Source organism: Nocardia grenadensis (assembly GCF_050942415.1).
GTDB classification, from domain to species: Bacteria; Actinomycetota; Actinomycetes; order Mycobacteriales; family Mycobacteriaceae; genus Nocardia; species Nocardia grenadensis.
Genome location: NZ_CP192054.1, coordinates 3,041,901 through 3,068,709 on the forward strand (window position 1 = coordinate 3,041,901; position 26,809 = coordinate 3,068,709).

Here is a 26,809-nt window from a genome sequence, read left to right on the forward strand (position 1 = left end):
CGGAGGAGCGACCGGCCGCGCGAACCGGGTGATCACTGTGCTGCTGTCCAGGATCGCATCAGTGATACCGGTGACGGTGGCCCGGCCACCGGAATAGATGATTTCGAGACCTGCCGGCCCGTACCCGGGTCAGGTAGAGAGCCGGGCGTCCGGCATCGGCCGGGTGAGCGATAGGTCCCGGTGGGCGATCCCCGGGTCGTGCTCATGCACCGCACGCAGGGCCTCGATGATATTTACACAGGTCAGATGGTCGGCGGGATGAAGCCCTTCGGTGAAGCGGAAGCGGACGTTGGCGGTGCCGCGCGCCGTATCGGTCGTGGTGATCAACTGATAGCGCAGTGGCGCCCGATCCTCGGTGGTGGTGGTCCAGATGGAGCGATAACTCAGCCCGGGCCCCAGCTCCCGGTCGACGATCACCTTCTGCACGGCCCCGGAACCGTCGGTGATCACCTCCACGCTGCTGCTCGGGATCTCGGACGCACCGGCGGCGCTGTGGAACACGGCGTCGTCGAGGACGCGGAGTCCTGCTGTGTAGTAGCCGTTTACCGCGGCCGCGCCGGCGACGGCGGCTTCGGACCCGGTGGCGCCGATACCGATATCGTGCCGTCCGCCCCACGGGTACACCCCGGCCTCGGGAAAATCGAGTTCCTCGACCAGTTCCACCCGCCGGATCCCCCGGGTCACCTCGGTCAGCGACCGGATGAGCCGGGCGGGGATGGTGCTCTGGAAGGCCCCGGTGGCGTGGAAGGTGGAGTGTCCGGTACGGCAGGCATCCAGCAGTTCGGCCGGCGGAACGTGGTCGTCCAGCGGTGCCGTGGATATCACGTCGTAGCCGTCGCTCAGGAGCTCCGGTAGCACGCTGCCCGGTATGTCCGCGGCGATCTCGGCGAACGTCGGCACGTAGACCACGCATGCCGTGCCTTCCGGCGGGGGCTGCAGGTTTTCGATCCGCGCGGATACCTCGAGGTGCGCTCGCGTGCGGATCCGTTCGGCGATCCGGTCGGCGAAAGGGCCCGCGCCGAGCACCGCGACCGCGAGCATGGGTGAACTCATGACGACTCCAGAAGGTAGTGAGGACGCAGGTCCGGCATGACCACACCGGGGGGCGCGGCACACAACTCGGGAACCACGCCCAGCATTGCGGCGACCGAGATATCGGTAATAGCGGACCAATCTCCGCTATAGGCCTCGTCGTCCATTTCGTTACGCATCTCGATGACACCGGGGTTGCCGTCGAGAGTGATCACATGTCCGCCGGCCGGGCTGCTCGGATGATCCGGCCCCAGATGGGTATCCGACGCCCTCGAAGTCGGGTGATTCGAAGGCAATGCGCAGGGCCCGCCCGCCCATATCACCGGGGCCCCAGATGATCAGCCGATATGGACCGGTCACAACCGTCTCCTTGCCGCCGCCCGCGGACTTTCTAACACACAGTCGGATGGGACACGCCAGTTCTGTGCGGCGTGGGCGCGGTGATGCCGAGAATATCCGCGATACGTCCGGATTCTGCGCGATGCGGTAACCGGAGGTGACTTGTTGTTCATCTCTGCTGGGACGTCTGCGACGCGGTGGGCCCGTGGTGAGAGCGGGCCCGTGGTGGTGTGGGTCCCGGCGCGGAATGCCGCGAAGGAGGCATCGAGTTCGCCGGTGGCGCTGCACATCACCTGGGTGCGGTTCTCCAGGTCGAGCGCATGACGCAGGCTCGGCGCGTCCACGGTCTGCCACATGGTCTCTTTCGTCATCCACACCGCGAGCGGGGAATTGCGGGCGATCTCCTCCGCTTTGGCCACGGCGCGCGCGAGTAGCTCACCGGACACGCGCCACCGGCACCGGTGATGACGAGTGCCCGAACCTCCGGGGCACCGTTGATCTCGTCGAGTACGGTGTGCAGTTCGGCGACCGTCTGATTGTCGAGCGCATTGCGCCGGTGCGGGCGTTCGATCGTCGGTACGACGACCCCGGAGGGTAGATAGTCGCTGGACAACGCGGACACGGGTGCTCCTTCGGCTCGGGGTTCGGCGCGTGGCTCGGTCGCCGAACCGCCCCGAGCGGAGCTCAGTCCGCGCGGGAGAACACCGCGACCAGGAACTCCGAGGAGTCGATGAAGGGCCGCAGATCCCAGGTCGACAGCAGGAGATCTGCGGCGAGGCCCTGCTCGGCGGCGTCGGCGCGGAATTCGGCGAAGTCGTAGCCGCGGTCGGCGCCGAAACCGGTGACCACGCGGCCCCGCGGTGCCAGATGCCGGGCGAAACCGGCCAGCACCGCGGACCGGGTCGACGGGGCCAGGAATGTCATCACATTGCCCGCGCAGACGATCACATCGAAATCGGCGGTCACACCTCGGCCTGGTAGGTCCAGTTCGGCGAGATCGCCGAGCAGCCAGGTCGGGCCGGGGTAGTCGGCCTCGGCGGCCGCGATCAGCACCGGGTCGATATCGACGCCGACCACCGTGTGACCGGCATTGTGCAGATGGCCGCCCAGGCGGCCGGCTCCGCAACCCGCATCGAGTACCCGGCCGCCGCGGCCCAGCATCGCGTCGATCAGCCGCGCCTCGCCGAATATGTCGTGCCCTTCTGCCGCGAGTGTGCGGAATCGCTGCACATACCAGTCGGAATGTGCGGGGTCGGCCGCGGTGAGTTCCTCCCAGCGGCTCGGCGTGCGGTCCGACGGGGTGTTCGCGCTCATCCGGTTCCTCTCGCATCGGCGCACCGCCCGGTGCGGTGGCGCCTACCGGAACCCTACGGGCCGAGCCGGTGCTCGTAGACCGTCGCGAGGTCGCCCAGGGCGGCGGACCCATTACCGGTGAAGCTGGAGCCGTGCATCACCGCCAGTGTGGTCGGCCGCGACTCGGCCGACCTGCGCAATGTCGCGGGTACGGCCGGACCCAGCGACGTGGCGTGGAAAACGTCCTCGGCCGGCTCGGCCGGGCCCATCAGATCGGCCCCGGTGCGGGTCGGCCCGTCGCCGAGCTGAGTCATCAGGTCACCGCAGAACAGCACACCGGTGGACTCCTCGTAGAGCACCCGCGCCTCCCAGTTGGGGCATCCGCCAGAACGAGTATTCGAGCAGCGGATCCCGGTGTATCTTCGCTGGTCGACGCCGAACAGGGCCGTGATATCCGGTCCGGCGCCGGGTAGGGCACCCATGGCCTCACCCCCCGAGGTGAGGCCACGTATGCCGGTAGCCGGACGTGGTGCCGCTACACCTCGGCGACGCAGGTGACGAGCTGGCGCTCGTCGTAGGTGTAGTAGCTGGTGGCCTCCGCGGGGCACCCGGATTCGTCGGTGGTACCGGTCAGGATCTTCAGCACGTGGACGGTGTCGGGCTTACCCGGCGTGCACGGGCTGTGGGTCGGGCTGTCGCTACCCGACGGAACCGTCATGCACTGACCTTCGACCCAGTCGATATCCAGGCACAGCGCACCCTGTTCCCGGCCGCCGAGGGTGACGTAGTAGGTCTGATCGACATCGGACGCGCAGCCGTCCTGGGTGGGGGCCTTGGCGACCACCTTGTAGTTCGAATTCTCCGAACCACACTCGGCGTGGTCGATCTTCGCGTCCGTCATCGTCCCGGACAGCGTGACACAGTCACCGATGGCGGCGTCGAAATCGACATCCCCTCCTTCGTCGGTTCCGTTCTGTCCGGGCACGGTGGATACCGCGCTCGCCGACGAACTCTGGGTCGAGTCGGTCCCGCCGGTACACGCCGACAGGGTCAGCACCGCACAGCCGAGGACGACGAGGCCGGCCAGTACACCGGGGATCCGGAACACGGGCGAATGTCTGGACATGAAAAGCTCCTTCATGGAAATACGTGATAGTGAATGGTGTTCGGGCAGTACATGATTCGAATCGGGTTGCGGGAATGCGGCGTATGCGGGAACGGAGCCGGGCAGGCTCCGGCCCGGTGGCCGCCGCCGGCGTGCATCGACGCAGGGTTGTCCGGCCACCGGGACCTGCCCCAGGGCAACCGGTGATGGTCACTCGGGGGCCGATTACTGCGGTGACGCACCACCGGATGACGGCGGTGCGGGTGCTGCCCGGCCGGCGGGGCCGATGGCAGCGACGAGATCGACTGTGGCGGTTCGCGGTTGTTCCGATGGAACGGCCACGTGCGAATGCTCGCGTGAGCTTATCGGTCGACCCCCCGACCCGCGATGATCGCGGGGACGGTTACCCGTGCCCTGAATCCCCGCCGCGCCCGTGGCCTACGGCCGTAGCTTCCCACGTCGGTACCCACTCCTCCTCGCTAATGCCCGGCGCAGATCTTAACCGTTGGCGCCGACAAAGTGGATCTCTCGGGCAGGTTCGTCTGCCCGAGGCCGGCGGAGGGATTGCCGATCGTCAGCCGATCCGGCGGCGGCGGAGATCCGCGCCGCCAGAGCGCGGATCATCTCCGTCGCGACGACCGCGTGGCCGCTGGTCGTGAAATGGATGAGGTCCGCGCTCATGAGATCCGGACGCAGCCGCAGCGGATGGTTGCAGAAATCGACCAGTAGCGCGTCGTACCGGCCGGCCACGTCGCGGACGATCTCGTTGTGCTCGGCCATCCGCGCCCGCATCGGCCGCATCGGTGCCATCCGTTCGGTTTCCCAGACATCGGCCGCGGTGAACGCGCACAGCTGGGCGCCGGTAGCGGCCAGCGCGGAAAAAGCGGTATCGAGATTCGCGCGCAGCCGGTCGGTATCGCCGCCGGGATGGAACAAGTCGTTACCGCCGCACGATACGTGCACGAGGTCGGGACCGAATTCCAGTACCGGCGCCAGCTGTTCTGCGAGCAGCTGATTCGAGGTGGCGCCGATCCGCCCGGTGTTCAGATATCTCACCTCGGGGTTCACCGAGCCGAGGATCTCCGCGACGCGGTCGGCCCAGCCGATTTCGCGGTAGCCCGCGGACGCGTCACCCACTCCCTGGGCGATCGAATCGCCGAGTACGGCGTAGCGCTGCCAGGGTGCACCGCGCAAGCAATGTAGAGCCGTCGGTAGGGACCGACACGATCAGTTCGACCCAGGAAAAACAATATCGATACGGAGATATGCGCATTTATATATGTACTCAAAGAGCAGATCATCACGCCCGCCCTGGCCGTACCGCGCGGTCTACCCAGGGTGCGCGCGCTGGTCGACCGCTGGCTCGGTTACACCACCGACCCGGCCTTTCCCGGCGGTTGCTTCCGGGCCGCGGTACTCACCGAATTCGACAGCCGCCCCGGATCGGTCCGTGACGCCGTCGCCGCGGACCATGAGGACTGGATGACCTTCCTGAGCGGGGAGATCCGTAAGGCTCAGGAACTGGGTGAGCTGACCGGGCGAGACGCGGCGGTGCTGGCCTTCGAGATCGACGCGGTCGTCGCCGCGGCCAATACCGCCCGCCAGCTCGGCGACGACGAACGAGTGCTGATGGCGCGCCGGATCGTGGAAGATCTGTTGCACTGACCGGAAGGACCGGTCGCGGTGTCGTAGCCGAGCTCCTTACTCACGGAGAGCGCCTTGCTCCAGGCCCAGGTGGTCGACGAGTTCCGCCGCGGCTGCCCGCCCGGCCCGGTTCGCGCCGATCGTACTGGCCGACGGTCCATATCCGATCAGGTGGATCCGCGGGTCCACCGCGACCCGGGTGGCGAGCGCGCCGCTCATGGTGATCCCGCCACCCGGCCCACGGAGCCGCAGCGGTGCCAGATGGTCCAGCGCACTGCGGAAACCCGTGGCCCACAGAATGACCTGCGCGGCCTGGAAACTTCCGTCGGCCCAGCGCACGCCGTCGGGCTCGATATGGTCGAACATCGGTCGCCGCCGCAGGACGCCGCGGTCCCGGGCCGCTCGGAGCCGGCCGTCCAGTGGGAGACCGGTCACCGAGACCACCGAGCCGGGCGGGAGCCCCCGGCGTACCCGATCCTCCACGATCGCCACCGCCCGGCGACCTGCGTTCACGTCGAACGGGGACTCCCGGAAGGCGGGTTCCGAACGTGTCACCCAGGTGGTGCCGGTGACCCGGGAGATCTCGTCGAGCAGCTGGACCGCGGAGATTCCGCCTCCGACCACCACCACGTGCTGTCCCGCGAACTCCGCCGGGTCACGGTAGTCGCGGGTGTGCAGTTGGCGGCCGGTAAAGGTCTCCGCACCGCGATAGTGCGGTACGAAGGGGTGCTCCCAGGTTCCCGTGCAGTTGATCAGGCCGCGCACCCGGAGCGTGCCCGCCCGATCGGTCTCGGCATGCAGCAGACCGTCGTCCCCGGCACGATCGCACACCACCCGCACGCTCACCGGCCGACCTACCCGGAGCTCGAAATGCTCCTCGTAACGCTGGTAGTAGCGCGGCACCGCGGTCGCCGCCGGAACCTCGGCCCCGGCGGCACCCGGACCGGTGTTCTCGGCGAAAGGCATCCCGGGCAGGTCGTGTATCCGGTTCACGGTGCTGAGGGTCAGTGACGGCCAGCGGAACTGCCAGGCACCGCCGGGGCCGGGTGCATGGTCGACGATCAGGAAATCCCGCCCGGGCACGAGCCCGTGTCGGCGCAGATGGTATCCGGCCGAGAGACCGGACTGTCCGGCCCCGATCACCAGTATCGGGAAGTCCGGTTCCGCCGGATGCACTGCCTGCTGCGCCATGATCGCCGATGCTAGTGCGCGGGCGATACCGGAAACCGGCGGCCACGCATCCGGCGGCCCGGTCGGCCGCTCGCCCCCCGCGGCGGTCAGCCGGGCACTCGGCCGGCCACCGGAAGTTCCACCACGAATCGCGCACCACCGGAGTCCGCGGGCTCGACCCGGATCGTCCCCTCGTGCCGTCCGACCACATCGCGCACGATCGCCAAGCCCAGGCCCGCACCTCCTTCGTCTCGGCTGCGGGCGTCATCGAGGCGCACGAAACGCTGGAATATCCGCTCCCGATCGGCTTCCGGTACGCCCGGGCCGTCGTCGGCCACCGCGAGTACTGCCCGGTCACCCTGCCGGTCCAGCGTCACCCATACCATCGTCGCCGCATGCCGCTGCGCATTGTCCACGAGATTGCCCAGCACTCGGGCCAATTGAGTTCGGCTACCGGTGACGACGGGCTCGCCCACCCCGAGATCGGAGCCGACCGGTAGACGATCCCCGACCCGGTGGGCCAGTTCCGCCCGGACAAGCGCGGCGAGCTCGATCCGGTCGGCCCGAGGCTGTTCGCCCGCGTCGAGCCGGGCCAGCAGCAGCAGATCGGCCGCGAGATGTTCCAGCCGTACGGTGTCGCCGAGCAGGCCGTCGAGTTCGAGCAACCCCGGATGCGCCTGCGACACTTCGAGCTGGGTGCGCAGACTGGCGATCGGACTGCGCAGTTCGTGCGCGGCATCGGCGATGAACCGGCGCTGACGTTCCGCGGACTGCTCCAGCGCCGCGAGCGTGTCGTTGGTGGTGACCGCCAACCGGGCGATCTCGTCGCGGGCGGCGGGTTCGGGCACTCGGCGTGACAGGTCGCCGTGCATGATCTCGGCCAGCTCGGACCGGATGGACTCCACCGGCCGCAATGCCCACCGGGTGACCAGCCAGGTCACCGCGGCGACCACGGCGAGGAGCACCGGCAGCCCGATCAGCATCGCCCGCCGCAGGTCGGCGACCGCGCTGTCGGCGGTGTCCAGCGACGCGCCCGCATAGACGGTGACCGGCCGCCCGTCGGGAGCGGTGCTGCCGAGCGCGGCGACGCGATAGCTCGCGGGCCCGGAATCACCGACTGTCACTTCGGTCTGCCCGAAGACGGGTTCGGTGGCCGCGGAAGCGCCGACGGCCCGCGTGGTTTCCGCGCCGCCGGCACCGGCCGCGCTGCCGGTGCCGAGGCCGGACGCGGTGCCCACGGGGCCGGGTGAGTCGTTCTCGTCTTCGGCCTCGTCGGCTGCTTCGGAATCGGACTCGTCGTCGGAATCGGACTCGTCGTCGGAATCGGACTCGTCGTCGGAATCGGACTCGTCGTCGGAATCGGACTCGTCGTCCTCGTCCGCTGCCTCGTCGGATTCGTCGTCCGCGGAATCCTCATCCGCGCCGTCTCCGGACCGTGCGTCCGTATTCGGCCCGAAGTCGGCCATCGGGCCGCTGCCCCGCAGTTCTTCGTCGGCGGCGAGTACCTGCCCGTCTGCCGAAACGACCTGCACCGGTTCATCGTCGGGGTCCGGCAGCCGAAGTTGCGCCAGTGGCGTGCCCGTATCCAGCTGGCCGGTGATATCGCGCGCGGTGTTCGCGGCCTGCAGATCCGCGCTCTCGACCAGATTGCCGCGCAGGGCGGCGAGCAGGATGAGTCCGGTGGCGGTAAGGGCGATCGCGACCACTACGGTGGCCGCGGTGGTGGTCCGTGCCCGGACCGAATTCCACCAGGGACCACGGCGGCGCGCCCGCTCACCCACGCTCGGCCGCCAAGCGGTAGCCCGCGCCGCGTACTGTCAGGATGGTCCGGCAGCCGAAGGGCGTATCGATCTTGCGGCGCAGGGTGCTGATGTAGACCTCGACGATATTCGGGTCGCCGTCGTAGGCGAAATCCCAGACATGCTGCAGGATATCGGCTTTGGATACGACCTCCCCGGCGCGCACGGCCAGGTGTTCCAGGACCGCGAATTCCTTCGCGGTCAGGGTGATAGCGCACTTTCCGCGCCGGCAACCGTGGGTGGCGGGATCGACCACCAGATCGCCGACACGCAGCACGCGTACGCCGCCGCGGGTGCGGCGGCGTAACAGCGCCCGGATCCGGGCCACGAGGACCACATAGGAGAACGGTTTACTGAGGTAGTCGTCGGCGCCGGTATCCAGGCCCTCGGCCTCGTCGTATTCGCCGTCCTTGGCGGTGAGCATCAACACCGGGGTTTCGTGACCGGCGGCGCGCAGGGTCGCGCAGACCCGGTAGCCGTTCATGCCGGGCAGCATGATGTCCAGGATGATCAGGTCGTACTCGGTGGTGGTGGCGCGGTGCAGCCCCTCCGCGCCGTCGTGTACGACGTCGACCGCGAAACCCTCGGCCGACAACCCTTTCGCCAGTGCGAGGGCGAGCCGTTTCTCGTCCTCCACGATCAGCAGACGCATCCACCCAGAGTGTCAGACACTTCCTGAAATGTTCTTCAGGTGACTTCAGGTCACCTTCAGTATCGGCTTGCCACAGTGATGACCGTATTCGGGACGTACACCCACCCAGGAGGTTTCACCATGGCAAGCGTTATTCGTCACGCGGTCGCCGGTCTGCGCTGGATTCTGATCGGTGCCGCGGTCGTGGCCGTGGTCGCCGGTGCCGCCGTCGGCGTCGCCACTGTTGCCTCGGCCACACCCCGCCGCACGGCACCGTCGCCCTCGATCGACCGATCGCGGAGTGGTCTCTCGTCGCCGATCCGGGAATCGACCGCATCCAGGCCATGGACGCCGCCGTGGCCGCGGTACCGGACAGTAGGGCGGTCTCGGCCGAGTTCGAGACCGAGCACCGCGGACCGGTGTGGGAGGTGGAAGTCGTCACCTCGGCGGGCGCCGAATACGAGGTGACGGTGGACGCGAACACCGGTGAGATCATCGGTGCGGCCGAACACGATTGATCCGCGCCGTGCGTGTCCGTGCGCCGCGGGTACGGGCCGGCTGCCGCCCCCCGGGCGGTGGCCGGCCCGCACCCGGCGCATCGGCGAGGCGCGCGAGCGGACGACGCGGCGATGCGACACTGGGTCCGCTATCGCCGTGGCTGCGAGAGTTCCGGATCGAACGGAAGGTGATCGCCGATGACGATGATCGAGGTGCCCGCGCCCGACGGTGATATCGACGCCGTATGGGAGACGCCCGAGGGCCCGGGACCGTGGCCCGCGGTGGTGTTGCTGCACGACGCGGTCGGGCTGACCGCGGATCTGCGGCGCAATGCCCGTATGCTGGCCGACCGCGGCTATCTGGTGATCGCGCCGGACCTGTTCTCCCGCGGGCCGCGATGTGTACCCGGCGTATTCCGCGATCTGCTGTTCACTGGTGAGGGCAGGGCGGTGCGCGATATCCTCGCCGCGCTGCACCGGATACGGGACGATTCCGCGTGCACCGGCCGGGTCGCGGTGGCCGGCTTCTGTATGGGTGGTGGGTTCGCCTTGCTCACCGCGCCGCGCGGTTTCGACGCCGCCGCTCCCTTCTACCCGACCAGCCGGGGCAACTACGCGGAGATGCTGCGGGGCAGCTGCCCGATCGTCGCCAGCTACGGACGGTTGGATCCGATCAATATCGGGCGTGCGCACCGGCTGGAACGGGTACTCGACGACTACGGCGTGGCGCACGACGTCAAGACCTATTCCGGGGTCACCCATGCATTCGCCAACCGGCTTCCCGCCGAGCCCGTACTGCGGGTAGCCGGTCTCGGATATGACGAGGAGGCCACCGCGGACGCCTGGCGACGTGTTTTCGCCTTCTTCGACGCCCATCTGAAAAACCCGTCACCGCGCTGACTGCCACTGCCGCGGCCGAAATCGGCTCCGCTGTCGCGCGGCGATTCGTATTCCCCGCACCGGGAAGCTGCGGACCGGAAATACAAGCCGTTGAATATCGTACCGTTCAACAACGGCAAAGTTGCCGCTGTGGCGTCCGGCATCGGGTCCGGGCGGTTCGGTCCGACGGGAGCAGGTTCGAGATGTCCAGCAACTATTTTCTCGGCTTCATGATGATGATGATGGGCATGATGTTGATGTTCTGAGTCGTCGCGTGGCGGGCGAGTACAACGCCGGCCGGGCCGGGTTTTCGTATCGACGTGACTTCGGCCTGGCCGGTGGGTGGCCCGGATACGGATGAGCAGGTCACCCGAGGGTGGCAACCTGCCCATCCCGGCGCACGCTCCTCGGCGAGCAACGTGCGCTCTTCCGGTTGGCTCGATGATCGGTAATCGGAGCGAATCTCACCGGACATCATGGGCCCGGCCTCGATGCCCCTACCCACCAGCGGCAGAACCGGCCGAAGCCGCGCTCCGGAATTGCGCGTGCTCAGATACAGACGGTGGCGCTTCCGAGGGGGACACACAGGATGATGGCGGAACCGGTGACCGGGGACGCCGAGGAGGTGGCGGCCGAAGCGACCGGGGTCCCGAAGGCGCCGAGCGACAGGGCGATCGCCGTTGCGGCGAAGATCTTGGTGATTCTGGCAGACATTACATATCCTTCGGTCGGGGTGAACCAGGGGACATCTTTTCGCGCAGCAACATCAGTTTTCGCTGCTTGCAAGGCCGTTACCAGACAAGGAATCATCAATTTTCCCGGGACCGAGGTCACGAGAGGGTCACCGGCATGCCGCGGAAGGTCGCGCCGGAGTTGCGATGACGCGGGTTCGATAGGCTACGTCCGGTGTGATCTGCCTGTGGCGACCCGGTCGCGGAGGTCCTGCGGCCGACCGGCTCTGTCGCGCAGTGGGTTTCGGATGCCGGCGGTGAGTTCGCGGCGGAACGAACCGGGCATCGCCCGCTACATCTCGCTGGGACACCGTGGCCCGGAATGCGATTCGGCGTTACCCGCAGATTTCACCGATCGCCCGGACGCTCTTCGTTCCCGCGGCGATTCCCGCCTCGGGGCCTTGCGAACGGGGTCGGGTTACCTCCGAGTGCGACCGACCCGTCGTGGAAGTGCGTTCCGTCGATCGCCGGGGGCGCAGCGACGATCGAGGAGCCGCCGTGGCCGAAGGGCTTGCCGGAGAGGGGAAGACAAGCCCTTCGGGTCGGCGGGTTACTCCTGCCCGTCGGTTCCGTACCCGAGTTCGACGTCGTAGCCGACCTCCTCGCCGGAAACGCTGATCTGCCCGGTGACCGGCGGATAGCCGCGGGCCACGACCGTGTATCGGCCCTCGGGGAGATCGGGCACGGTGTAGCGGCCCTGCTCGTCGGTGCGCGCGGTGGCGGCCACATCGCCGGTGGCGTCGAGGACGGTGATCTGGATATCGGTCACCGGCCGTCCACCGTCGGCTCGGGCCGACCCGGTCAGCACGGCCATCGGCGCGAGTTCGATATCGTGCCGCAGCCGGCCACTATCGGGCACGGTGAGCGCGGTCGCACACGGTCGCATATGCTCGGCGACCGCCACCAGGGTGTAGGTGCCGGGAACCACGCCGTGGCAGAGATAGGCGCCGTCCTCGCCGGAGGCGGCCGAGGCGACGACCTCGCCGTACTGGTCGGTCACCGTGACCGTGGCGCCGGCCAGGGGCGTACCGCCGCGGGTCGAGCGGACCGTGCCCGACAACTCCCCGAGCCCGGAGAGGGTGAGGTCCATGCGCTGCGGCTGCGCGGCGTGCGCGACATTGACCGCGGTCGGCCGGTGCCCCGGAGCCGAGACGATCAGCACATAACCACCCGGCGCGGGGGCGTTCACGGTGTAGCCGCCGTCGCCGGTCCCGCTCGCCCGCGCGACCTGATGGCCGCGCTGGTCGATCAGGGTGAGTGCCGCACCGGGGACCGGGCGTCCGTCCTCGCGGGTGATGCGCCCGTGGAAGGAACCGCTCTCGTCGCCGGTCCCGGCGTAGCGGGTGGTCGGCATCGAGGTCTGCGCGGTGACGGCCGGGCTGTACAGACCGTGACCGTTCTGTCCGGCCGGCGCCTGCGCGGTGAGTGCGCCCACGGGTACCGGGGCCGCCTCGGTCCGCGGATCGTCGGCGTTCTCGGCGGCGGGGGCGTGGTGCCGGCCCACCGGTTCGGCCACCGCGGGGGTGCGTTCCAGATCGGCCAGATCGTCGGGCACCTGGGTCTCGGTCCCCATATCGGTGGCGGCCGCCGGATCGGCGGTCGGTTCGATATCGATCGTGCGCCGCAGTGGGCGGTTCGGCAGCAGCGCCGCGGCGATGAGCGCCACGACACAGGTCACCGCGGCGATCAGGAAGATCCGGCCGGTGGCGTCACCGTAGGAGAAGCGCACGACCTCGGCGATGGGGGCGGGTAGCGCCTTCAGGTCGAGATTGCCACTGCCCGACGATGTGGTGTTGATACCGAGTTCGGCAAAACGGGCGGTGGACAGTTCGCTCACCCGGGTCGCCAGTACCGAACCCAGGACCGAGACGCCGATGGCGCCACCGAAGGTGCGGAAGAAGGCGACGCTGCTGGACGCGGCGCCGATATTGTGCACACTCACGGTGTTCTGGACCGCCAGCACCAGGTTCTGCATCATCATGCCGACACCCGCGCCGGTCACCGTGATGAAGCAGCCGATCAACCAGATGTTCGTGGCGTGGTCGACGCTGGACAGCAGGGCGAACCCGACCACCAGCAGCGCCGCGCCGCCGACGACGAAGGGCTTCCACTTGCCGAACCGGGTGATGAGCTGACCGGAGACCACCGAGGCGACGAGCATCCCGGCCACCATCGGCGAGGACAGCAGGCCCGCCGCGGTGGGGGAGTAGCCGCGAGCGGTCTGCAGGTATTGGCCGAGGAACGTGGTGGCGCCGAACATGCCGACACCCACGGCGATGGACGCGAGGATGGCCAGCGCGGTGGTGCGTTCGGTGACGATCGGGAGCGGGATGACCGGATCCTTGACCCGGGCTTCGACGAGCACCGTCAACGCCAGCAGCAGTACACCGCCACCCACGTAGAGAGCCGATTCGGTGGACCACCACTCGTAGTACCCGGCCTTACCGGCGAACGAGACCCAGATCAGCAGGACCGAGACGCCCGCGGTGAGCAGCGTGGCGCCGAGCCAGTCGATGCTGACGCCCTCTTTGCGGGTTGTCGGCAGTCGCAGTGTGCGCTGCAGGAGCAGCAGTGCGATCACCGCGAGCGGGATGCAGATGAAGAAGCACCATCGCCAGCCGAGGGGGCTGTCCACGATGACGCCGCCCAGGATCGGTCCGCCGGTCATGGAGACCGCCATGACCGCGCCCATATAGCCGGAGTACCGCCCGCGTTCGCGCGGCGGAATGATGCTGCCGATGATCGCGACGACCAGCGCGGTAAGCCCGCCCATACCGACGCCCTGCAGGGCGCGAGCGGCCAGGAGCAGCTCGACATTGTGGGCGAAGCCGGCGATCACCGAGCCGACCACGAAGATGATGATGCCCAGTTGCACCAGCGTCTTCTTGTTGAACAGGTCGGCCAGCTTGCCCCAGATCGGCGTCGAGGCCGCATTGGTGAGCAGAGCTGTGGTGATGACCCACGCATAGGCGGTCTGCGAAGCCTGCAGATCGCCGATGATGGTCGGCAACGCGTTGGCGACGATGGTCGTGCTGAGCAGCGCGGTGAACAGCGCCGCCAGCAGACCGGTCATCGCTTCGAGGATTTGGCGATGGCTCATGGCGAGCGGATCGCGAGAGGCTGGCGCCTCGGTGTCAGACATCGGCTCTCTCTTTCGAAACCTGCGGGTTCTCGTCCGCCGTGCCACAGCGGTCCCGGGAGTTGAGGGAATTCCGGAGGCGGCGCATCACCTGGTAGGCCTGTTCCACATCGTCCTCGGTCCAATCGCCGAGGGTTTCCTGGAGGTGTCGGGTGTGCAGCGCCCGGACGCGGTGCAGCAGATCCTGGCCGTCCGGGGTCAGCCGGACGAGGCTGGCGCGGCCGTCGCTGGGGTCGGCCTCGCGACTGATGTATCCGGCGGCGGCCAGTTCGGTGATGTGCCGGCTCATCGCCGACGGGGTGATCCGCAGGTCGGCCGCGAGCCCGACCTGCCGGCAGGGGCCCGCCGTCTCGAGGGTGGACAGGACGCCGAGCCCGCCGGGGAGTAGCCGGCCCGCGTCGGAATGGGCCAGCGTGCTGCGGAGGGCACGGCCGATGAGGAACATCTCACCCAGGAGGTTCTGTGTGGTATCCGCTGAGACTGGCACGGTGACTCCAAACGATGATTAGTTCACTACGCTAACTAAAAATAGATCAGTTGCTTGCAGCAATCAACTATCGCAAATCGGACACCGATGCTTCGCGGCGAGCACGGCCTCCCGGGGGAGCGGGCTCCATTAGCCTCGAGGTGGAACCGAATATCCGAGCCGGTGCTGTATCCGGCCCGATCGAAAGGGTAATCGTGCCGATAGAGCTGGACCTGTCGACCGACGAACTGCTGTCCACCACCCGGGCGGTACGTAAACGCCTCGACCTCGGGCGCGAGGTGCCGCTCGAGGTCGTGCGCGAGTGTATCGAACTGGCGGTCCAGGCGCCGAGCGGTTCGAATCGGCAGGGCTGGCACTGGATCGTGGTCGCCGATGCCGAACGGAAGCGCGGGCTCGGGGAACTGTACCGGAAATCCTTCGAACGCTACGCCGCGTCGAAGTACTTCCCCGGCAACCAGGCCGGTTCGGGCTCTCCGGAGGATGCGGCCCGGCAGCGTATCGCGAGTTCGGCGACGTACCTGGCGGAGAAGATGGGTGAGGTGCCGGTCCTGCTCGTGCCGTGTATCGAGGGCCGGGTGGACGGGGCCTCGGGTGCGCAGAGCGCCTCGCACTGGTCGTCCCTGTTCCCGGCGGTGTGGAGCTTCTGCCTGGCTGCGCGTTCGCGCGGGCTCGGTACGGCCTGGACCACCCTGCATCTGAGCTATGAGCGCGAGGCCGCCGACCTCCTGGGGATCCCGTACGACACGGTGTCCCAGGGTGCGCTGCTCCCGGTCGCGTACACGAAGGGAACGGACTTCAAGCCGGCCGCGCGCACGGATCTGGACCGGATTGTGCATATCGGAGGCTGGTAGCCGCTCGCTCGTGATCCCGCCCCGTCCGGCTCCGGTGGGTGTGCCGACGCCGGTGGTTCGGTGTCGGCCGCGAGTCGGTTGCGATGTCCGGTATGTCTCCCGACCGCCGTGTGGTGACTACGTCGCCTCACGGCGGTCGCCGTGTATGCGCGGTGGGTATGCCGCCGAGGCTTGCTGCATTCGCCGCTGATCTGGTCATATAACGGACTCTTGACAGGTTGCGTGTCAGCGATCACACTTGCCACGGAAGTTGACATGACTGTCACGTCATTATCAGTGAGTCAGGAGGCAACGGTGCCTGCAGTTCCCGATATGCGCGCGCTCGGGCGAGAAGTAAGCAACTGGGGTCGCTGGGGGAGCGACGACGAGCGGGGGACCACGAATCTCATCACGCCGGAGCGAGTTGCCGCGGCGGCCGGCCTGATCCGGACCGGCGAGGTCTTCCAGCTGGGGATCCCCCTCGATGGTGACCGCAGCCGGGCGGCCTGCGTATCAACCCCATCCGGCTCATGTCCGAGAACGGTCAGGAGCAGGTGCTTCCCGGCGGATTCAAATGGGCCGACGATTACGTCTTCATGCCGCTGCAGGCGGGCTCCCAATACGATGCCCTCGCCCACGTGCACTACGACGACCAGCTCTACAACGGCTTCACCGGGGACGGCGTCTCGGTCAAGGGCGCCGACAAATGCGGTATCCACACCCAGGCGGGCGGCATCGCCGGGCGCGGTGTCCTGCTCGATATCGCGAAGGCACGCGGGGTGGACTGGCTCGAGGCGGGCGCCGCGATCGGCCCCGACGAACTCGACGAGGTCGCCGCGGCCCAGGGCGTCACGATCGGCGCGGGCGATATCCTGCTGATCCGGACGGGCTGGCGCAAGAAATTCCTCTCCGACGGCGATGCCGCCGGCTTCATGGCCGGAGAACCGGGACTGAGCCTGAACTGCGCGACCTGGCTGCGGGAGCGCGATGTGGCAGTGGTCGGGTCGGACAACTGGGCCGTCGAGGTGATGCCCGGCGAGAATCCGGGCTCGGCGTTCGAACTCCATATGGTGCTGATCCGGGATATGGGCCTGACCCTCGCCGAGATGCTCGACTTCGAGGAGCTGTCGCAGGCGTGTGCCGCCGACGGCCGCTACGACTTCTTCTATGCCGGTCCGCCCCTGCAGTTCACCCGTGGCATCGGCTCGCCGATCAATCCGCTGGCGATCAGATGAGCACGGATAAGGACACGATCGCGATGCCGCGGCGCGAAAGGAGCGGAAACCGTGCTGGTCGGTGACATCGTCGAATACGGCGCACGTAAACATCCGGACCGTATCGCCCTGCGGTTCGAAAACCAACAAGTCGACTACCGGGAGCTGCGCGATCGCAGCCGCAGGCTCGCCAACGCCCTGCTGGGTGTGGCCGCGCCCGGTGACCGGGTCGCTATTCTCTCCGCCAACTGCACGGAGTACTTCGACTGCTACTACGGCGTGCCGATGGCCGGTATGGCGCTGACCATCCTGAACTTCCGGTCCCATCCGGATCAGGTGGCGGCACTGCTGCGGCACTCGGGCGCCGGGGTGCTGATCGTCGCTGGGGAATTCGCCGATCTGGTGGCGCGGGTACGGGCGGAGATCCCCACCGTGCACACCGTGGTCTCGATCGACGGTCCCGTCGAATCGGCCATCGCGTGGGCGGATTTCGTGGACGGGGCGGCGGCCACGGAGCCGCCGGTACGTCCGGCGGCCGACGATACCGCCTGGCTGGTGTACACCAGCGGGACCACCGGCACCCCGAAGGGCGTGATGCTCAGTCATCGCAACCTGCTCGCCGGGGTCACCTCGTCGGCGCTGCAGTGGGAACTGCCCGAGGACACCGTGTTCCTGTTCTGTTTCCCTCTCTGTCATGTCGGCGGATACGTCACACTGGTCAACCATCTGCTGGGCGCCACCGTCGGGTTCCTCCGGACCTACGACAACACCACATTCCTCCGGCTGGTCGACGAATGGCAGGTGACCCAGACCGGTTTGGCCCCGACGATGATCAGCTTCCTGCTCCGGGACCCGGCACTGGACACCGGCGCGCTCGCCACGTTGCAGGCGGTCGGTTACGGATCGGCGGCGATACCGGCCGCGGTCCTGCGGGAGGGGTTGCAGCGGTTCGGCTGCGACTTCTACCAGGGCATGGGGATGACCGAACTCGCCGGCAATGTGCTGCATCTGGATGCCGCGGCGCACCGCCGGGCGGCCGCCGGCGAAACGGGCCTGCTGATGTCGGCGGGTAAACCGATGCGGCTGGCCGATATCCGGGTCGTCGATGACGACTTCGCCGATGTCGCGGTCGGCGAGATCGGCGAGATGGTCGTGCGTGCCGATCAGGTGACGGTCGGTTACTGGAACGATCCGCAGGCGACGGAGGCCGCGTTCACCGACGGCTGGTTCCGCACCGGGGATCTGGTCCGGCAGGACGACGAGGGTTTCGTCTACATCGTCGACCGGAAGAAGGACCTCATCATCAGCGGTGGCGAGAATGTCGCCTCGCTCACCGTGGAGCAGGCGCTGTACCGGCATGCCGCGGTCGCCGAGGCCGCCGCCATCGGGGTACCCGACGAGACCTGGGGCGAGGTGGTCTGCGCGGTCGTGGTGCCGCGGGCCGGAGTGACCGTGGCGGCCGCCGACATCATCGCCGGCTGCCGGGAGCATCTCGCCGGTTTCCAGGTGCCGCGGCGCGTCGAGTTCGTGGACGGGCTTCCGAAGAATGTGACCGGAAAGGTCCTCAAACGGGAACTGCGCGAGCGGTTCTCACCCGAGGGATGAGGGAACGGGGCCGGCCGGGTGGACAGACCGCCCGGCCGGCCCCGCTGCACAGGTGATCCGGTGCACGGGACAGACCGCGGACCCGGTAGGACCGCGGACCCGGTAGGCGGCACAGCCGTACCCGGGTCCTTCGGCGTGAGCTGCGCGCGGGCCGATACGACAACACGCCGCCGGGCGAGCCCCGGTGCGGGGGCTCGCCCGGCGGCGCGAGCGGGGCAGGTTCAGCCGAGCCGGCGCGGGTTCGACACTCGCAGTCTCGTCTCGACAGCGGCGTTCACGGCGTCGCGGACCCGTGGCTCCGCGACCGTGAGAGCGCCGGAACGGAGCCGTTCGGCCAGCACCGCCTCGGTGGGACAGTCCAGGGCACGCAGCATCTCGTACACCCGATCCGTGGGTTCGGCACCGGATCGCAGTTCCCGGCCGCCGATCTGCAGCAGCGAAGCACAGATACGCAGCAGATAGCGTTGCGCGGTGGCATCCTCCGGTAGGGCCGGGCCGATCTCCCCGGTAAGCGTTTCCCTCACGAGATCCAGGATCTCTATGAGGTCCGGGCGATCGTGAACCGTCGGTGCCGGGGCCGGGGATGCGCTGTCGCCGGGCGCGGCGTCGAGTAGGCCCAGAACATCGAGCAGGTCGTACTCGGATTCGCAGACCCGGCGCCCGATGGCGGCCAATTCGAGCGAATATTCGGCGCCGCCGAGATGGCGTTCGGCCTGGAACCGGCTCAGTACCAGCCATTTCAGGGTGCCGAAAACCTCCCACCAGTGCAATTCGGCCACCGCCGGCCGGTCCCCGGTGGCGCGCTGATAGCCGTCCAGGAGCTGGCCTCTGGTGCCGAGTCCGCCCACCGGTGCCGTCGCACCGAAACGCCAGGCGCGAACGCAGAGCCAGCCCAGATCCTCGATCGGGTTGCCGAGATGGGCGAGTTCCCAGTCGAGTACACCGCGGATCCCGTCGGCGTCGATCAGCAGGTTGCCGAGCCGGAAATCGCCGTGCACGAGGCCGGCCGCCCGATCGGGTGGCCGGTTGTCCCGCAGCCAGCGTAGGCCTATCTCCACCGCGGGCCGGGGTTCGGCCAGGTCCCGATAGGTTTTCTCGATGGCGTCCAGTGGGTCCCGGTCGTCCAGCATGGTGAGTGTTTTCACCGGCGTTCGATGGACCAGCCCCAGCACGTAACCGAAATCCTCGGCGAGATGCGAACGGACAGCGGCGAAGCCGGGATCACGCTGTAGCTTGCGCGGAATCGATTCGCCGGGGACGGTGTTCATCACCAGATACGGGGCATCGATACCGGGCGCGGTGTCCCCGGAGGCGAGTACCTCGGGAACCGGCACCCCGGCCGCCGCGGCGGCGCGCAGACACGCCACTTCGGCGCGCATCCGGTCGGCCTCACCCCGGCCGGGCGGATCCCGGCGCAGCACCGCGCTGCTCTCGTGGCCGGTGCGGTCGGTGGCGCGCACCGCGTAGATCTCGCGGCTGGCGCCGCCGGTGAGCCGGCGCACCTCGGTGCCGGTGAGTTCGGTACCGGTGGCGGCGGCCAGGACGGCACGTACGCCGTCGGCGAGGGTGGCCGGCGGCGTCGTCACAGCCACGGTGCGGCCCCGGGATCACGTAGCAGGCGCCGCGCGGTGGACATCCGGTGCACCTCGTCGGGGCCGTCGTAGACACGTGCGTACCGCGCCTGCCGGTACATCCGCTCCAGCGGAGTATCGGCGGTGAGGCCGAGCGCGCCGTGTACCTGGATGGCGCGATCGATGACATCGTGCAGCATCCGCGCGCCCCAGAACTTCACCAGTCCGACACGGACGCGATAGTCCTCGCCGGCATCCATCGCTCGCGCGGCATCGAGGGTCATGAGTCGTGCCGCGTGGATCTGGGCGGCGGATTCGGCGATATAGCGGTGGATCTCGCCCTTCTCCGCCAACAGCGACCCATGCGCGAAACGGGCGTTGGCCCGGGCGCACATCAGTTCGTAGGCGCGCTGGGCCTGGCCGAGCCAGCGCATACCGTGGAAGATCCGGCCGGAACCGAGCCGATCCTGGGCCACCGCGAAACCCTTGCCGCGTTCGCCGAGCAGATTGTCCAGGGAGACGCGGACGTCGGTGAGCCGGACCTCGTAGTGATCACTGGGGTCGTGCCCCATGGTCGGGATCGAGCGTACGATCTCGAAACCCGGCGTATCGATCGGCACGATGATCGCGCTGATCCGGGCGTGCCGGGGCTCGCTGTCGGGTTCGGTTCGGGCGAACACGGTGCAGAACGCCGCCTGCTCCGCTCCGGTGGTGAACCATTTGTGCCCGTTGATCACCCAGCTGTCGCCGTCGGGTACGGCGCGCGTCTCGATCAGCGTCGGGTCCGAGCCCGCGACCTCGGGCTCGGTGAGCCCGACCGACGGCAGGACATCCCCGGAAACCAATCCGGGAATCCAGCGCCGGCGCTGCTCCTCGGTGCCGTGCAGATGCAGCATGATCGTGTCCTGCATCGTGACCGACCCGACCGCCAGCTGCCCGAACTCGGAGCGGCCGATGATCTCGTTGAGGTAGACGAAATCGAGGAACGGCAGACCGCCGCCGCCCACCTCGGCGGGATGGCCGAGTGCCCAGATACCGAGTTCCTTCGCTCGTGCGCGCAGACCGGCGAGCGCCTGCCCGGCGCTGTCGTCGTCGCGGGCGAGTTCCGGCTCCCGGGGGATGACCTCGTCGTCGATGAACCCGCGCATCCGCGTGGTGAGTCCGGTCAGCCGGGTGTCCATCGTCGTCATCCCTTCCGGCCGGTGGTGAACGCGCGCAGCGGCCGGGTCGCCGCCGAGTCGACGTATTCGTCGATGCGGACGATGTGCCCGTCACGGACCTCGACGAACAGGCATGCCGCCACCTCGAGCGGACCGTGTCCGGGAAGTTCGCCGCGCAGCACGTGCTGCTGGGCGAAACCGGTGGGCAGCGGGTACCGGCGGATGTCCTCGTAGCGCATATCCACGAGGGTGCGCGAGAGCCAGCGCAGCACCCGCAGGTTCTCGGTGACGGTTTCCTCGGTGCCCTTGTCGTTGTGCCAGATCCGAGCGTCGGGAGCGTACAGCTCGGTCAGGGTCGCTTCATCGCCCGCACTGACGGCGGCGAAGAAACGATCGGCCAGGTCGTTCATCGGATGTCCTCTTCTTTCGGCACGACCGGTGGCATGGCCTCCGGCGATGTTCAGCGTCCGGGCGCGGACGAGGGGTGCAGGCGCCCACCGGCACGGAGCAGATTGCTATCGGCGGCCCGGCCGAGCAGATCGGCGGCCAGCTTCGCGGCGGCGAGGGTGGCGGGCAGGTCGATACCGGTGGCGATACCGCTGTCCTCGAACAGGTAGACCAGTTCCTCGGTGGCGATATTGCCGCTGGCGCCCGGCGCGAAGGGGCAGCCGCCGAAACCGCCCGCCGCGGCGTCGAATCGGCGCACGCCGTGCAGATAACCCGACCACGCGTTGGCCAGGCCCTGCCCCCGGGTGTTGTGCAGATGCAGCCCGATCTCCACGCCGGGGACCGCGCCGTGGACGAGGTCGACGACCTCGGCGGTCCGGCGCGGGGTGGCCGTGCCGACGGTGTCGGCGACGGAGAGACTGTCGGCGCCGGCCGCCCGGGCGCGCGCCGCGATCTCGGCGACCCGATGCGGCGGGGTGGGTCCGTCGAAGGGGCAATCGAAGGCGATCGCGATGATCACCTCCAACTCGCCGCCCGCGCGGTGGACCATCTCGGCGACGGGCCCGATCAGTGCGATCGACTCCTCGCTGGTCCGGCCGACATTGGCGGCACTGTGCCCATCGGAAGCCGAGACCACGTACTCGAGCCGGGTGACGCCCGCGGCGAGCGCCCGCCGCACCCCGCCGAGTCCGGCGACCAGAGCCGAGAACGCCACGTCCGGCCAGCGGTGCAACTCGGTGGCGACCAGTTCGGCATCGGCGAGCGCCGGTATGGCACGAGGGGACACGAACGAGGTGACCTCGATCCGGCTGACTCCCGTCGCCGCCAGTGCCGCGATCAGTTCGAGTTTGGCCTCGGTGGCGATGGGGGCCTCGATCTGCAGGCCGTCGCGTGGTCCGACCTCGCGGATATCGACCTGTGCCGGGGCGGTCATGCGATGGTTCCCTGTGCGCGCAGTTCGCCGAGCCGGTTTGCGGCGTAGCCGAGGATTTCGCCGAGCACCTCATCGGTGTGGGCACCCGGGCGACCGGGTCCACCCCAGCGGACGCCGCCCGGTGTCTCGCTCAATTTGGGGACCACGCCGACACCTTTCACCGGTACCGGGTCGTATCCGGGGTCGGCGGGCTCGGCCGAAGGATCGCGGTGATCGACGAACAGGTCGCGGGCGAGAAACTGCGGGTCGGCCATCACCTCGGCGACGGTATTGACTGGTCCGGCCACCACATCGGCCGCGGCCAGCAGATCGATGAGTTCGGCCGCGGTGAACTCCACCGCCCACGCCGCGATGATCTCGTCGAGTTCGTCCTGATTGCGGCCGCGCGCGGTGTGATCGACATAGCGCGGGTCGGTTGCGAGTTCGGGGCGGCCCATCGCGACCGCCAGCCGTCCGAACACGGTGTCCTGGTTGGCCGCGATGATGACCCACAGACCGTCTTTGGCACGGTACAGATTCGAGGGCGCGATCCGGTCCAGCCGGGTCCCCGACGGCTGCCTGATATGCCCGGTCTTGTGGTAATCGGGCACCGTGGATTCCTGGATCGCCAGCGATGCCTCGGTGAGTGCCGCGTCGACGATCTGCCCACGGCCGGTGCGTTCGCGCACCAGCAGGGCGGCCAGGACACCCTGGAAGGCGAACATTCCGGCGAGGCTGTCGCCCAGCGACAGGGCGATGCGGGGCGGTGCCTGGCCCGGGAACCCGTTGAGGTGCCGGAGACCGCTGACACCCTCGGCGACCGAGGCGTAGCCCGGCCGGGAGGAATATGGCCCGGTCTGGCCGTAGCCCGACACCCGGGCGAGTACCAGCCCGGGGGATACCGCGGCCAGGACGTCGTAGCCGATTTCCCAGCGCTCCAAGGTCCCCGGCCGGAAGCTCTCCACCACCACATCGGCGGTGCGAACGAGGTCGAGGAAGATCTCGCGGCCCGCGTCGGTCCGCAGGTCGATACCGACACAACGCTTGTTGCGGGCGTGGACTGTCCAGAAATACTGGTGGCCGCCTTCGGCCTGACCCCATTGGCGCAGCGGGTCGGGCCGGTCCGGCGCCTCGATCTTGATGACATCCGCGCCGAGGTCACCGAGTAGCCGGCCGCAGTAGGGCCCCGCGATGAGCGTGCCCAGTTCCAGAACGCGATAACCCTCGAGCGGGCCACGCGGCGGCGCGTCCGTGCCGGATCGCGAATCCGTTGTCATTACTTGCCTCCTCGAAACGGCAGGGGTGGGAGCTGTCGTAGCGAACGAGGTGTCGGGTCGGACGGGGAGATCCCACCAGGAGGCCGGGTTCGTGCGGTACGACGCGTCTGCGCCGGTCAGGGCGCTCGGTCGAGCTGGAGGGCGCCGACGCACATCTGATCGAGGGTCGCGAGCAGCGCCTCCTCGTCGGCGTCCTCGCCCTGGATCAGCCACAGATACAGGGTGTGGTCCACCATGGCGGACATGGCACGGGCGGCCAATTCGGGGTCGAGGCCGGTGGGTACCAGGCCGTCGGACTGCCAGCGGGCGATCGCGCGGGCCGTGCGGTCGATCAGCTGGCGGCGGTGCTCGTGCCGGAGCCGGCGGAACTCCTCGTTGAAGGTCGCGACCTGTTCGATGATCGCCATCATGGGCGCGTTGCGCCGGTAGGCCTGGTAGTAGGACCGGTTCGAGGCGATCAGGCGTGCGGCAGGGGAGAGATCGGACGCCGCGGGCTCGCGCCGGTGCATATCCGCGAAGAGCCGGTTGCTCAGTTCCCCGAAGACGTCGTCCTTGGATTCGAAATACCGGTAGAAGGTGCCGTAGGAGACCCCGGCCTCCTGGGCGATCAGTTCCACCCGGGCGTCCAGGAATCCCACCGTCTCGAAGACGCGGCGGGCCGCGTCCAGCAGAGTGTCACGCGTCTTGCGTCCCCGCGGGGTCAGGGTGTCGACCGAGGCGGGGGAACTGTTGACAGATGACTTCGCCACGGGACAGACTATTCCCGAAGCTGACATGACTGTCAAGTCATGTTTCACTCCTGCGGCGACCGCCGGAACGGCCGCTCACGCGACATTGTCGCCCATAGGAAGGATTGCGATGAACGCCCCTAACCCGAGGTACGAACTACGCGGGATCAACCATCTGGCGCTGGTGTGCTCTGATATGCGCCGGACCATCGATTTCTATACGGGTGTACTCGGTATGCCGCTGATCAAGACCATCGAACTGCCCGGGGATCTGGGGCAGCACTTCTTCTTCGACTGCGGTAACGGCAATACGCTCGCCTTCTTCTGGCTCGCCGACGCACCCGACGCCGTGCCTGGCGTGGCGGCGCCCAAAGGTCTGCCCGATGCCGGCGAACTCGTGAGCGCGGTGGGTTCGATGAACCATGTCGCCTTCGCCGTACCGCCGGAGAAGTTCGACGAATACTACGAGCGGTTGCGGGCGGAGGGGATCCAGGTCAGTCGCGTGCTCAATCACGACGACAGCCGCGCCGGGGTCTCCCGGGAGGTGCACCCGGGCACCTTCGTACGCTCGTTCTACTTCCAGGACCCCGACGGTGTACTGCTCGAATTCGCTTGCTGGACACGCGTCTTCACCGAATCCGACGTCTCGCACGAACCGAAGACCGCCGCCGACCGCCGCGTCCCCGCGTCGCACTGAGCCGAAAGGAGCGCCACCGTGCCCAGGTTGCGTGAAGTACCCCGTGCCGAAGTCACCGACGAGCGGATCCTGTTCTATTACGACCGGCTCTTCGGGCCGGACAAGGATCCGGCCGTCGACCACGGCACCGTCCATGCCACCCCCGGTGACTGGTGGACGGTGTTCGCCCAGTCACCCGACGTGTTCCGGCACGCGGTCCGGGGTTTCGCCGTCTACCGCAACGCGACGCTGGACCCGGCCCTGCGCGAACTCGGTCAGAGCCGGGCCGGTTTCGCCCGCGGCAGTCAATTCGTGTTCTCACAGCACTGCAAGCAGATGCGCTCGCTGGGGGTGCCCGAGGAGAAGATCACGGCCATTCCGCACTGGCAGGTCAGCGATGTCTTCTCCCCGCTCGAGCGGGCGGTGCTGGCCTATACCGACGGGCTCGTCTACGACGGCGGCCGGGTCCCCGACGAGGTGTTCGAGATGCTGCGCGGGTCGCTGAGCGATCAGGAGATCCTCGAACTCACCTACATCACCACGCTCTACGACATGCACGCGACCATCTGCCGGGCCCTGCGGCTCGAGTACGACGATCGACCGGAGTTGATCGAGGAGGTGCAACTGCCGGAAGGCGCCGAGGCCAGGGATCTCTCCGCGGACCTGTCCGGGGCCTGAGCGACTATGCCGGGGGTGCGGCCGGGTTTTCGGCTCGAGCTGCGGCCAACCGCTGACCGCGCCCGCCCCGGCGGCGACGATGGCAGCATGACCCAGACCGCACCGTCTCCGGACCAGGTGGTGGCGCAACGCTACCGTGATCCCGCACCGACGGCCCCGGCCGAGTGGAATCCGGTACTGCGGGTGCTGCACGAACACCGATCGGTACGCCGCTATCTGCCCGACCCGCTGCCGGACGGCGTGCTGGAGCTGCTGATCTCGGCCGCCCAGTCCGCCCCCACCTCCTCCAATCTCCAGGTGTGGAGTGTGGTCGCGGTCCGCGACCCGCAGCGCAAAGCCCGCCTTGCCGCGCTCGCCGGGGACCAGGAACAGATCCGGCAGGCCCCGTTGCTGCTGGTGTGGACCGCCGACCTCGCCAGGCTGCGCGATCTGGCCGCCGAGCGCGGTGCGCCACTGGATGGCGCAGACTACCTGGAATCCAGTTATGTCGCGTTCCTGGATGCGGCGCTGGCCGCACAGAACGCGCTGGTCGCGGCGGAATCGCTGGGGCTGGGCACCGTCTACATCGGCGCGATCCGCAACAATCCGGAGCAGGTAGCCGCGGAACTTGACCTGCCGTCCGGGGTGTTCGCGGTGGTCGGCCTGGTGGTGGGCCGGCCCGATCCGGCCGAGAACGCCCGGGTCAAACCGCGCCTACCGCAGGCCGCGGTGCTGCACGAGGAGACTTACACGCCCGCCCGGCTCGCCGATATCGACGACTACCAGCAGCGCATCGCACAGTTCTACGCCGAACAGGATCTGGCGCATTCGTGGATCGATCGGGTACTGGCCCGGCTGGGTTCGGCGACAGCGCTCAAGGGTCGCGACCGGCTGCGCGAATCGTTGGCGGCACAGGGGTTTCCACTGTATTGACACCACACAGCGGTAGTGGCGTTCCCCGAACGGAATCCGGGGCCGGTGGGTT

28 protein-coding genes and 2 pseudogenes are annotated in these 26,809 nt (G+C 68.4%); 9 read left to right on the forward strand and 21 right to left on the reverse strand.

What is annotated here, in order from left to right; all coding sequences use genetic code 11:
- Positions 1-129: 129 nt before the first annotated feature.
- The 8 genes and pseudogenes from ACQPYS_RS13850 to ACQPYS_RS13885 all read right to left on the reverse strand — a co-directional run bounded on the left by ACQPYS_RS13850 (position 130) and on the right by ACQPYS_RS13885 (position 4,963).
- Positions 130-1,053, reverse strand: a complete 924-nt coding sequence (locus ACQPYS_RS13850; RefSeq protein ID WP_433492834.1) for a hypothetical protein — start codon at positions 1,051-1,053, stop codon at positions 130-132.
- Positions 1,050-1,247 carry a hypothetical protein gene (locus ACQPYS_RS13855; protein WP_063034366.1) on the reverse strand — a complete coding sequence of 66 codons (198 nt, stop codon included), beginning with the start codon at positions 1,245-1,247 and terminating at the stop codon, positions 1,050-1,052. The genes ACQPYS_RS13850 and ACQPYS_RS13855 overlap by 4 nt, the downstream gene beginning before the upstream one ends.
- Positions 1,248-1,607: 360 nt before the next feature.
- Positions 1,608-1,793, reverse strand: a pseudogene (locus tag ACQPYS_RS13860) (enoyl-CoA hydratase/isomerase family protein); the annotation flags it as partial.
- Entirely contained in the window at positions 1,739-1,993 is a 255-nt protein-coding gene (locus ACQPYS_RS13865; RefSeq protein ID WP_433492835.1) for an enoyl-CoA hydratase/isomerase family protein, read from the reverse strand. The gene ACQPYS_RS13865 and the pseudogene ACQPYS_RS13860, both read right to left, overlap by 55 nt.
- A 62-nt stretch (positions 1,994-2,055) precedes the next feature.
- On the reverse strand, positions 2,056-2,685 hold the full coding sequence (locus ACQPYS_RS13870) for a class I SAM-dependent methyltransferase (RefSeq protein WP_433492836.1): 630 nt from the start codon (positions 2,683-2,685) through the stop codon (positions 2,056-2,058).
- Positions 2,686-2,738: 53 nt separating this feature from the next.
- The gene (locus ACQPYS_RS13875) at positions 2,739-3,146 is read right to left on the reverse strand and encodes a hypothetical protein (RefSeq protein WP_433492837.1); all 408 of its coding nucleotides are present in this window, start codon (positions 3,144-3,146) and stop codon (positions 2,739-2,741) included.
- Positions 3,147-3,199: 53 nt separating this feature from the next.
- Positions 3,200-3,790, reverse strand: a complete 591-nt coding sequence (gene lppU, locus ACQPYS_RS13880) for an LppU family putative lipoprotein (RefSeq protein WP_433492838.1) — start codon at positions 3,788-3,790, stop codon at positions 3,200-3,202.
- 477 nt (positions 3,791-4,267) lie between these two features.
- Positions 4,268-4,963, reverse strand: a complete 696-nt coding sequence (locus ACQPYS_RS13885; protein WP_433492839.1) for an SGNH/GDSL hydrolase family protein — start codon at positions 4,961-4,963, stop codon at positions 4,268-4,270.
- 144 nt (positions 4,964-5,107) lie between these two features.
- Between ACQPYS_RS13885 and ACQPYS_RS13890 the strand changes: the two genes are divergently transcribed.
- Complete coding sequence (locus tag ACQPYS_RS13890; protein WP_433492840.1) at positions 5,108-5,434, forward strand: TetR family transcriptional regulator C-terminal domain-containing protein; 327 nt, start codon at positions 5,108-5,110, stop codon at positions 5,432-5,434.
- A 36-nt stretch (positions 5,435-5,470) separates the two neighbouring features.
- On the opposite strand, the gene ACQPYS_RS13895 is transcribed toward ACQPYS_RS13890, so the two are convergent.
- The 3 genes from ACQPYS_RS13895 to ACQPYS_RS13905 form a co-directional block, all read right to left on the reverse strand.
- Positions 5,471-6,604, reverse strand: coding sequence for an NAD(P)-binding domain-containing protein (locus ACQPYS_RS13895; protein ID WP_433492841.1), 1,134 nt, complete (start codon positions 6,602-6,604; stop codon positions 5,471-5,473).
- An 86-nt stretch (positions 6,605-6,690) separates the two neighbouring features.
- Positions 6,691-8,364 (reverse strand): sensor histidine kinase, encoded by a 1,674-nt coding sequence (locus ACQPYS_RS13900; RefSeq protein WP_433492842.1) that lies wholly within the window; start codon positions 8,362-8,364, stop codon positions 6,691-6,693.
- On the reverse strand, positions 8,357-9,034 hold the full coding sequence (locus tag ACQPYS_RS13905) for a response regulator (protein ID WP_433492843.1): 678 nt from the start codon (positions 9,032-9,034) through the stop codon (positions 8,357-8,359). Before ACQPYS_RS13905 ends, ACQPYS_RS13900 begins: the two co-directional genes overlap by 8 nt.
- Positions 9,035-9,357: 323 nt before the next feature.
- On the opposite strand from ACQPYS_RS13905, the gene ACQPYS_RS13910 reads away from it, so the two are divergent.
- Both ACQPYS_RS13910 and ACQPYS_RS13915 read left to right on the forward strand, forming a co-directional pair.
- On the forward strand, positions 9,358-9,531 hold the full coding sequence (locus tag ACQPYS_RS13910) for a PepSY domain-containing protein (RefSeq protein WP_433492844.1): 174 nt from the start codon (positions 9,358-9,360) through the stop codon (positions 9,529-9,531).
- A 177-nt stretch (positions 9,532-9,708) separates the two neighbouring features.
- Positions 9,709-10,410, forward strand: a complete 702-nt coding sequence (locus ACQPYS_RS13915; protein ID WP_063034378.1) for a dienelactone hydrolase family protein — start codon at positions 9,709-9,711, stop codon at positions 10,408-10,410.
- 193 nt (positions 10,411-10,603) lie between these two features.
- Here the strand turns inward: ACQPYS_RS13915 and ACQPYS_RS13920 are convergent, their stop codons facing one another.
- The 4 genes from ACQPYS_RS13920 to ACQPYS_RS13935 form a co-directional block, all read right to left on the reverse strand.
- Positions 10,604-10,867: a hypothetical protein gene (locus tag ACQPYS_RS13920; protein ID WP_433492845.1), complete on the reverse strand. Its 264-nt coding sequence runs from the start codon at positions 10,865-10,867 to the stop codon at positions 10,604-10,606.
- A gap of 71 nt (positions 10,868-10,938) precedes the next feature.
- The gene (locus tag ACQPYS_RS13925) at positions 10,939-11,103 is read right to left on the reverse strand and encodes a hypothetical protein (RefSeq protein WP_431938272.1); all 165 of its coding nucleotides are present in this window, start codon (positions 11,101-11,103) and stop codon (positions 10,939-10,941) included.
- 567 nt (positions 11,104-11,670) lie between these two features.
- Complete coding sequence (locus ACQPYS_RS13930; RefSeq protein ID WP_433492846.1) at positions 11,671-14,220, reverse strand: MFS transporter; 2,550 nt, start codon at positions 14,218-14,220, stop codon at positions 11,671-11,673.
- Positions 14,221-14,254: 34 nt separating this feature from the next.
- Positions 14,255-14,746 carry a MarR family winged helix-turn-helix transcriptional regulator gene (locus tag ACQPYS_RS13935; RefSeq protein WP_063034379.1) on the reverse strand — a complete coding sequence of 164 codons (492 nt, stop codon included), beginning with the start codon at positions 14,744-14,746 and terminating at the stop codon, positions 14,255-14,257.
- A 200-nt stretch (positions 14,747-14,946) separates the two neighbouring features.
- Between ACQPYS_RS13935 and ACQPYS_RS13940 the strand changes: the two genes are divergently transcribed.
- The 3 genes and pseudogenes from ACQPYS_RS13940 to ACQPYS_RS13950 all read left to right on the forward strand — a co-directional run bounded on the left by ACQPYS_RS13940 (position 14,947) and on the right by ACQPYS_RS13950 (position 18,395).
- Entirely contained in the window at positions 14,947-15,597 is a 651-nt protein-coding gene (locus ACQPYS_RS13940; RefSeq protein ID WP_433493043.1) for a nitroreductase family protein, read from the forward strand.
- A gap of 312 nt (positions 15,598-15,909) precedes the next feature.
- Positions 15,910-16,811 (forward strand): annotated as a pseudogene (locus ACQPYS_RS13945) (cyclase family protein).
- A gap of 51 nt (positions 16,812-16,862) precedes the next feature.
- The gene (locus tag ACQPYS_RS13950) at positions 16,863-18,395 is read left to right on the forward strand and encodes a long-chain-fatty-acid--CoA ligase (protein ID WP_433492847.1); all 1,533 of its coding nucleotides are present in this window, start codon (positions 16,863-16,865) and stop codon (positions 18,393-18,395) included.
- 221 nt (positions 18,396-18,616) lie between these two features.
- On the opposite strand, the gene ACQPYS_RS13955 is transcribed toward ACQPYS_RS13950, so the two are convergent.
- From ACQPYS_RS13955 to ACQPYS_RS13980, 6 genes are all read right to left on the reverse strand, one after another.
- Positions 18,617-19,981, reverse strand: a complete 1,365-nt coding sequence (locus tag ACQPYS_RS13955) for a phosphotransferase family protein (RefSeq protein ID WP_433492848.1) — start codon at positions 19,979-19,981, stop codon at positions 18,617-18,619.
- Positions 19,978-21,156, reverse strand: coding sequence for an acyl-CoA dehydrogenase family protein (locus ACQPYS_RS13960; protein WP_433492849.1), 1,179 nt, complete (start codon positions 21,154-21,156; stop codon positions 19,978-19,980). The genes ACQPYS_RS13955 and ACQPYS_RS13960 overlap by 4 nt, the downstream gene beginning before the upstream one ends.
- Positions 21,153-21,536 (reverse strand): nuclear transport factor 2 family protein, encoded by a 384-nt coding sequence (locus ACQPYS_RS13965; RefSeq protein ID WP_433492850.1) that lies wholly within the window; start codon positions 21,534-21,536, stop codon positions 21,153-21,155. The genes ACQPYS_RS13960 and ACQPYS_RS13965 overlap by 4 nt, the downstream gene beginning before the upstream one ends.
- A 50-nt stretch (positions 21,537-21,586) precedes the next feature.
- The gene (locus tag ACQPYS_RS13970) at positions 21,587-22,507 is read right to left on the reverse strand and encodes a hydroxymethylglutaryl-CoA lyase (protein WP_433492851.1); all 921 of its coding nucleotides are present in this window, start codon (positions 22,505-22,507) and stop codon (positions 21,587-21,589) included.
- A complete protein-coding gene (locus tag ACQPYS_RS13975; RefSeq protein WP_433492852.1) occupies positions 22,504-23,763 on the reverse strand; it encodes a CaiB/BaiF CoA transferase family protein in 1,260 nt (419 codons plus the stop codon). Before ACQPYS_RS13975 ends, ACQPYS_RS13970 begins: the two co-directional genes overlap by 4 nt.
- A gap of 116 nt (positions 23,764-23,879) precedes the next feature.
- Positions 23,880-24,512 (reverse strand): TetR/AcrR family transcriptional regulator, encoded by a 633-nt coding sequence (locus ACQPYS_RS13980; RefSeq protein ID WP_433492853.1) that lies wholly within the window; start codon positions 24,510-24,512, stop codon positions 23,880-23,882.
- A gap of 109 nt (positions 24,513-24,621) precedes the next feature.
- On the opposite strand from ACQPYS_RS13980, the gene ACQPYS_RS13985 reads away from it, so the two are divergent.
- The 3 genes from ACQPYS_RS13985 to ACQPYS_RS13995 all read left to right on the forward strand — a co-directional run bounded on the left by ACQPYS_RS13985 (position 24,622) and on the right by ACQPYS_RS13995 (position 26,757).
- Positions 24,622-25,188, forward strand: coding sequence for a VOC family protein (locus tag ACQPYS_RS13985; protein ID WP_063034388.1), 567 nt, complete (start codon positions 24,622-24,624; stop codon positions 25,186-25,188).
- Between the two features lie 18 nt (positions 25,189-25,206).
- Positions 25,207-25,845, forward strand: a complete 639-nt coding sequence (locus ACQPYS_RS13990; protein WP_431938264.1) for a carboxymuconolactone decarboxylase family protein — start codon at positions 25,207-25,209, stop codon at positions 25,843-25,845.
- An 87-nt stretch (positions 25,846-25,932) separates the two neighbouring features.
- A complete protein-coding gene (locus ACQPYS_RS13995; RefSeq protein WP_433492854.1) occupies positions 25,933-26,757 on the forward strand; it encodes an NADPH-dependent oxidoreductase in 825 nt (274 codons plus the stop codon).
- Positions 26,758-26,809 lie beyond the last annotated feature (52 nt).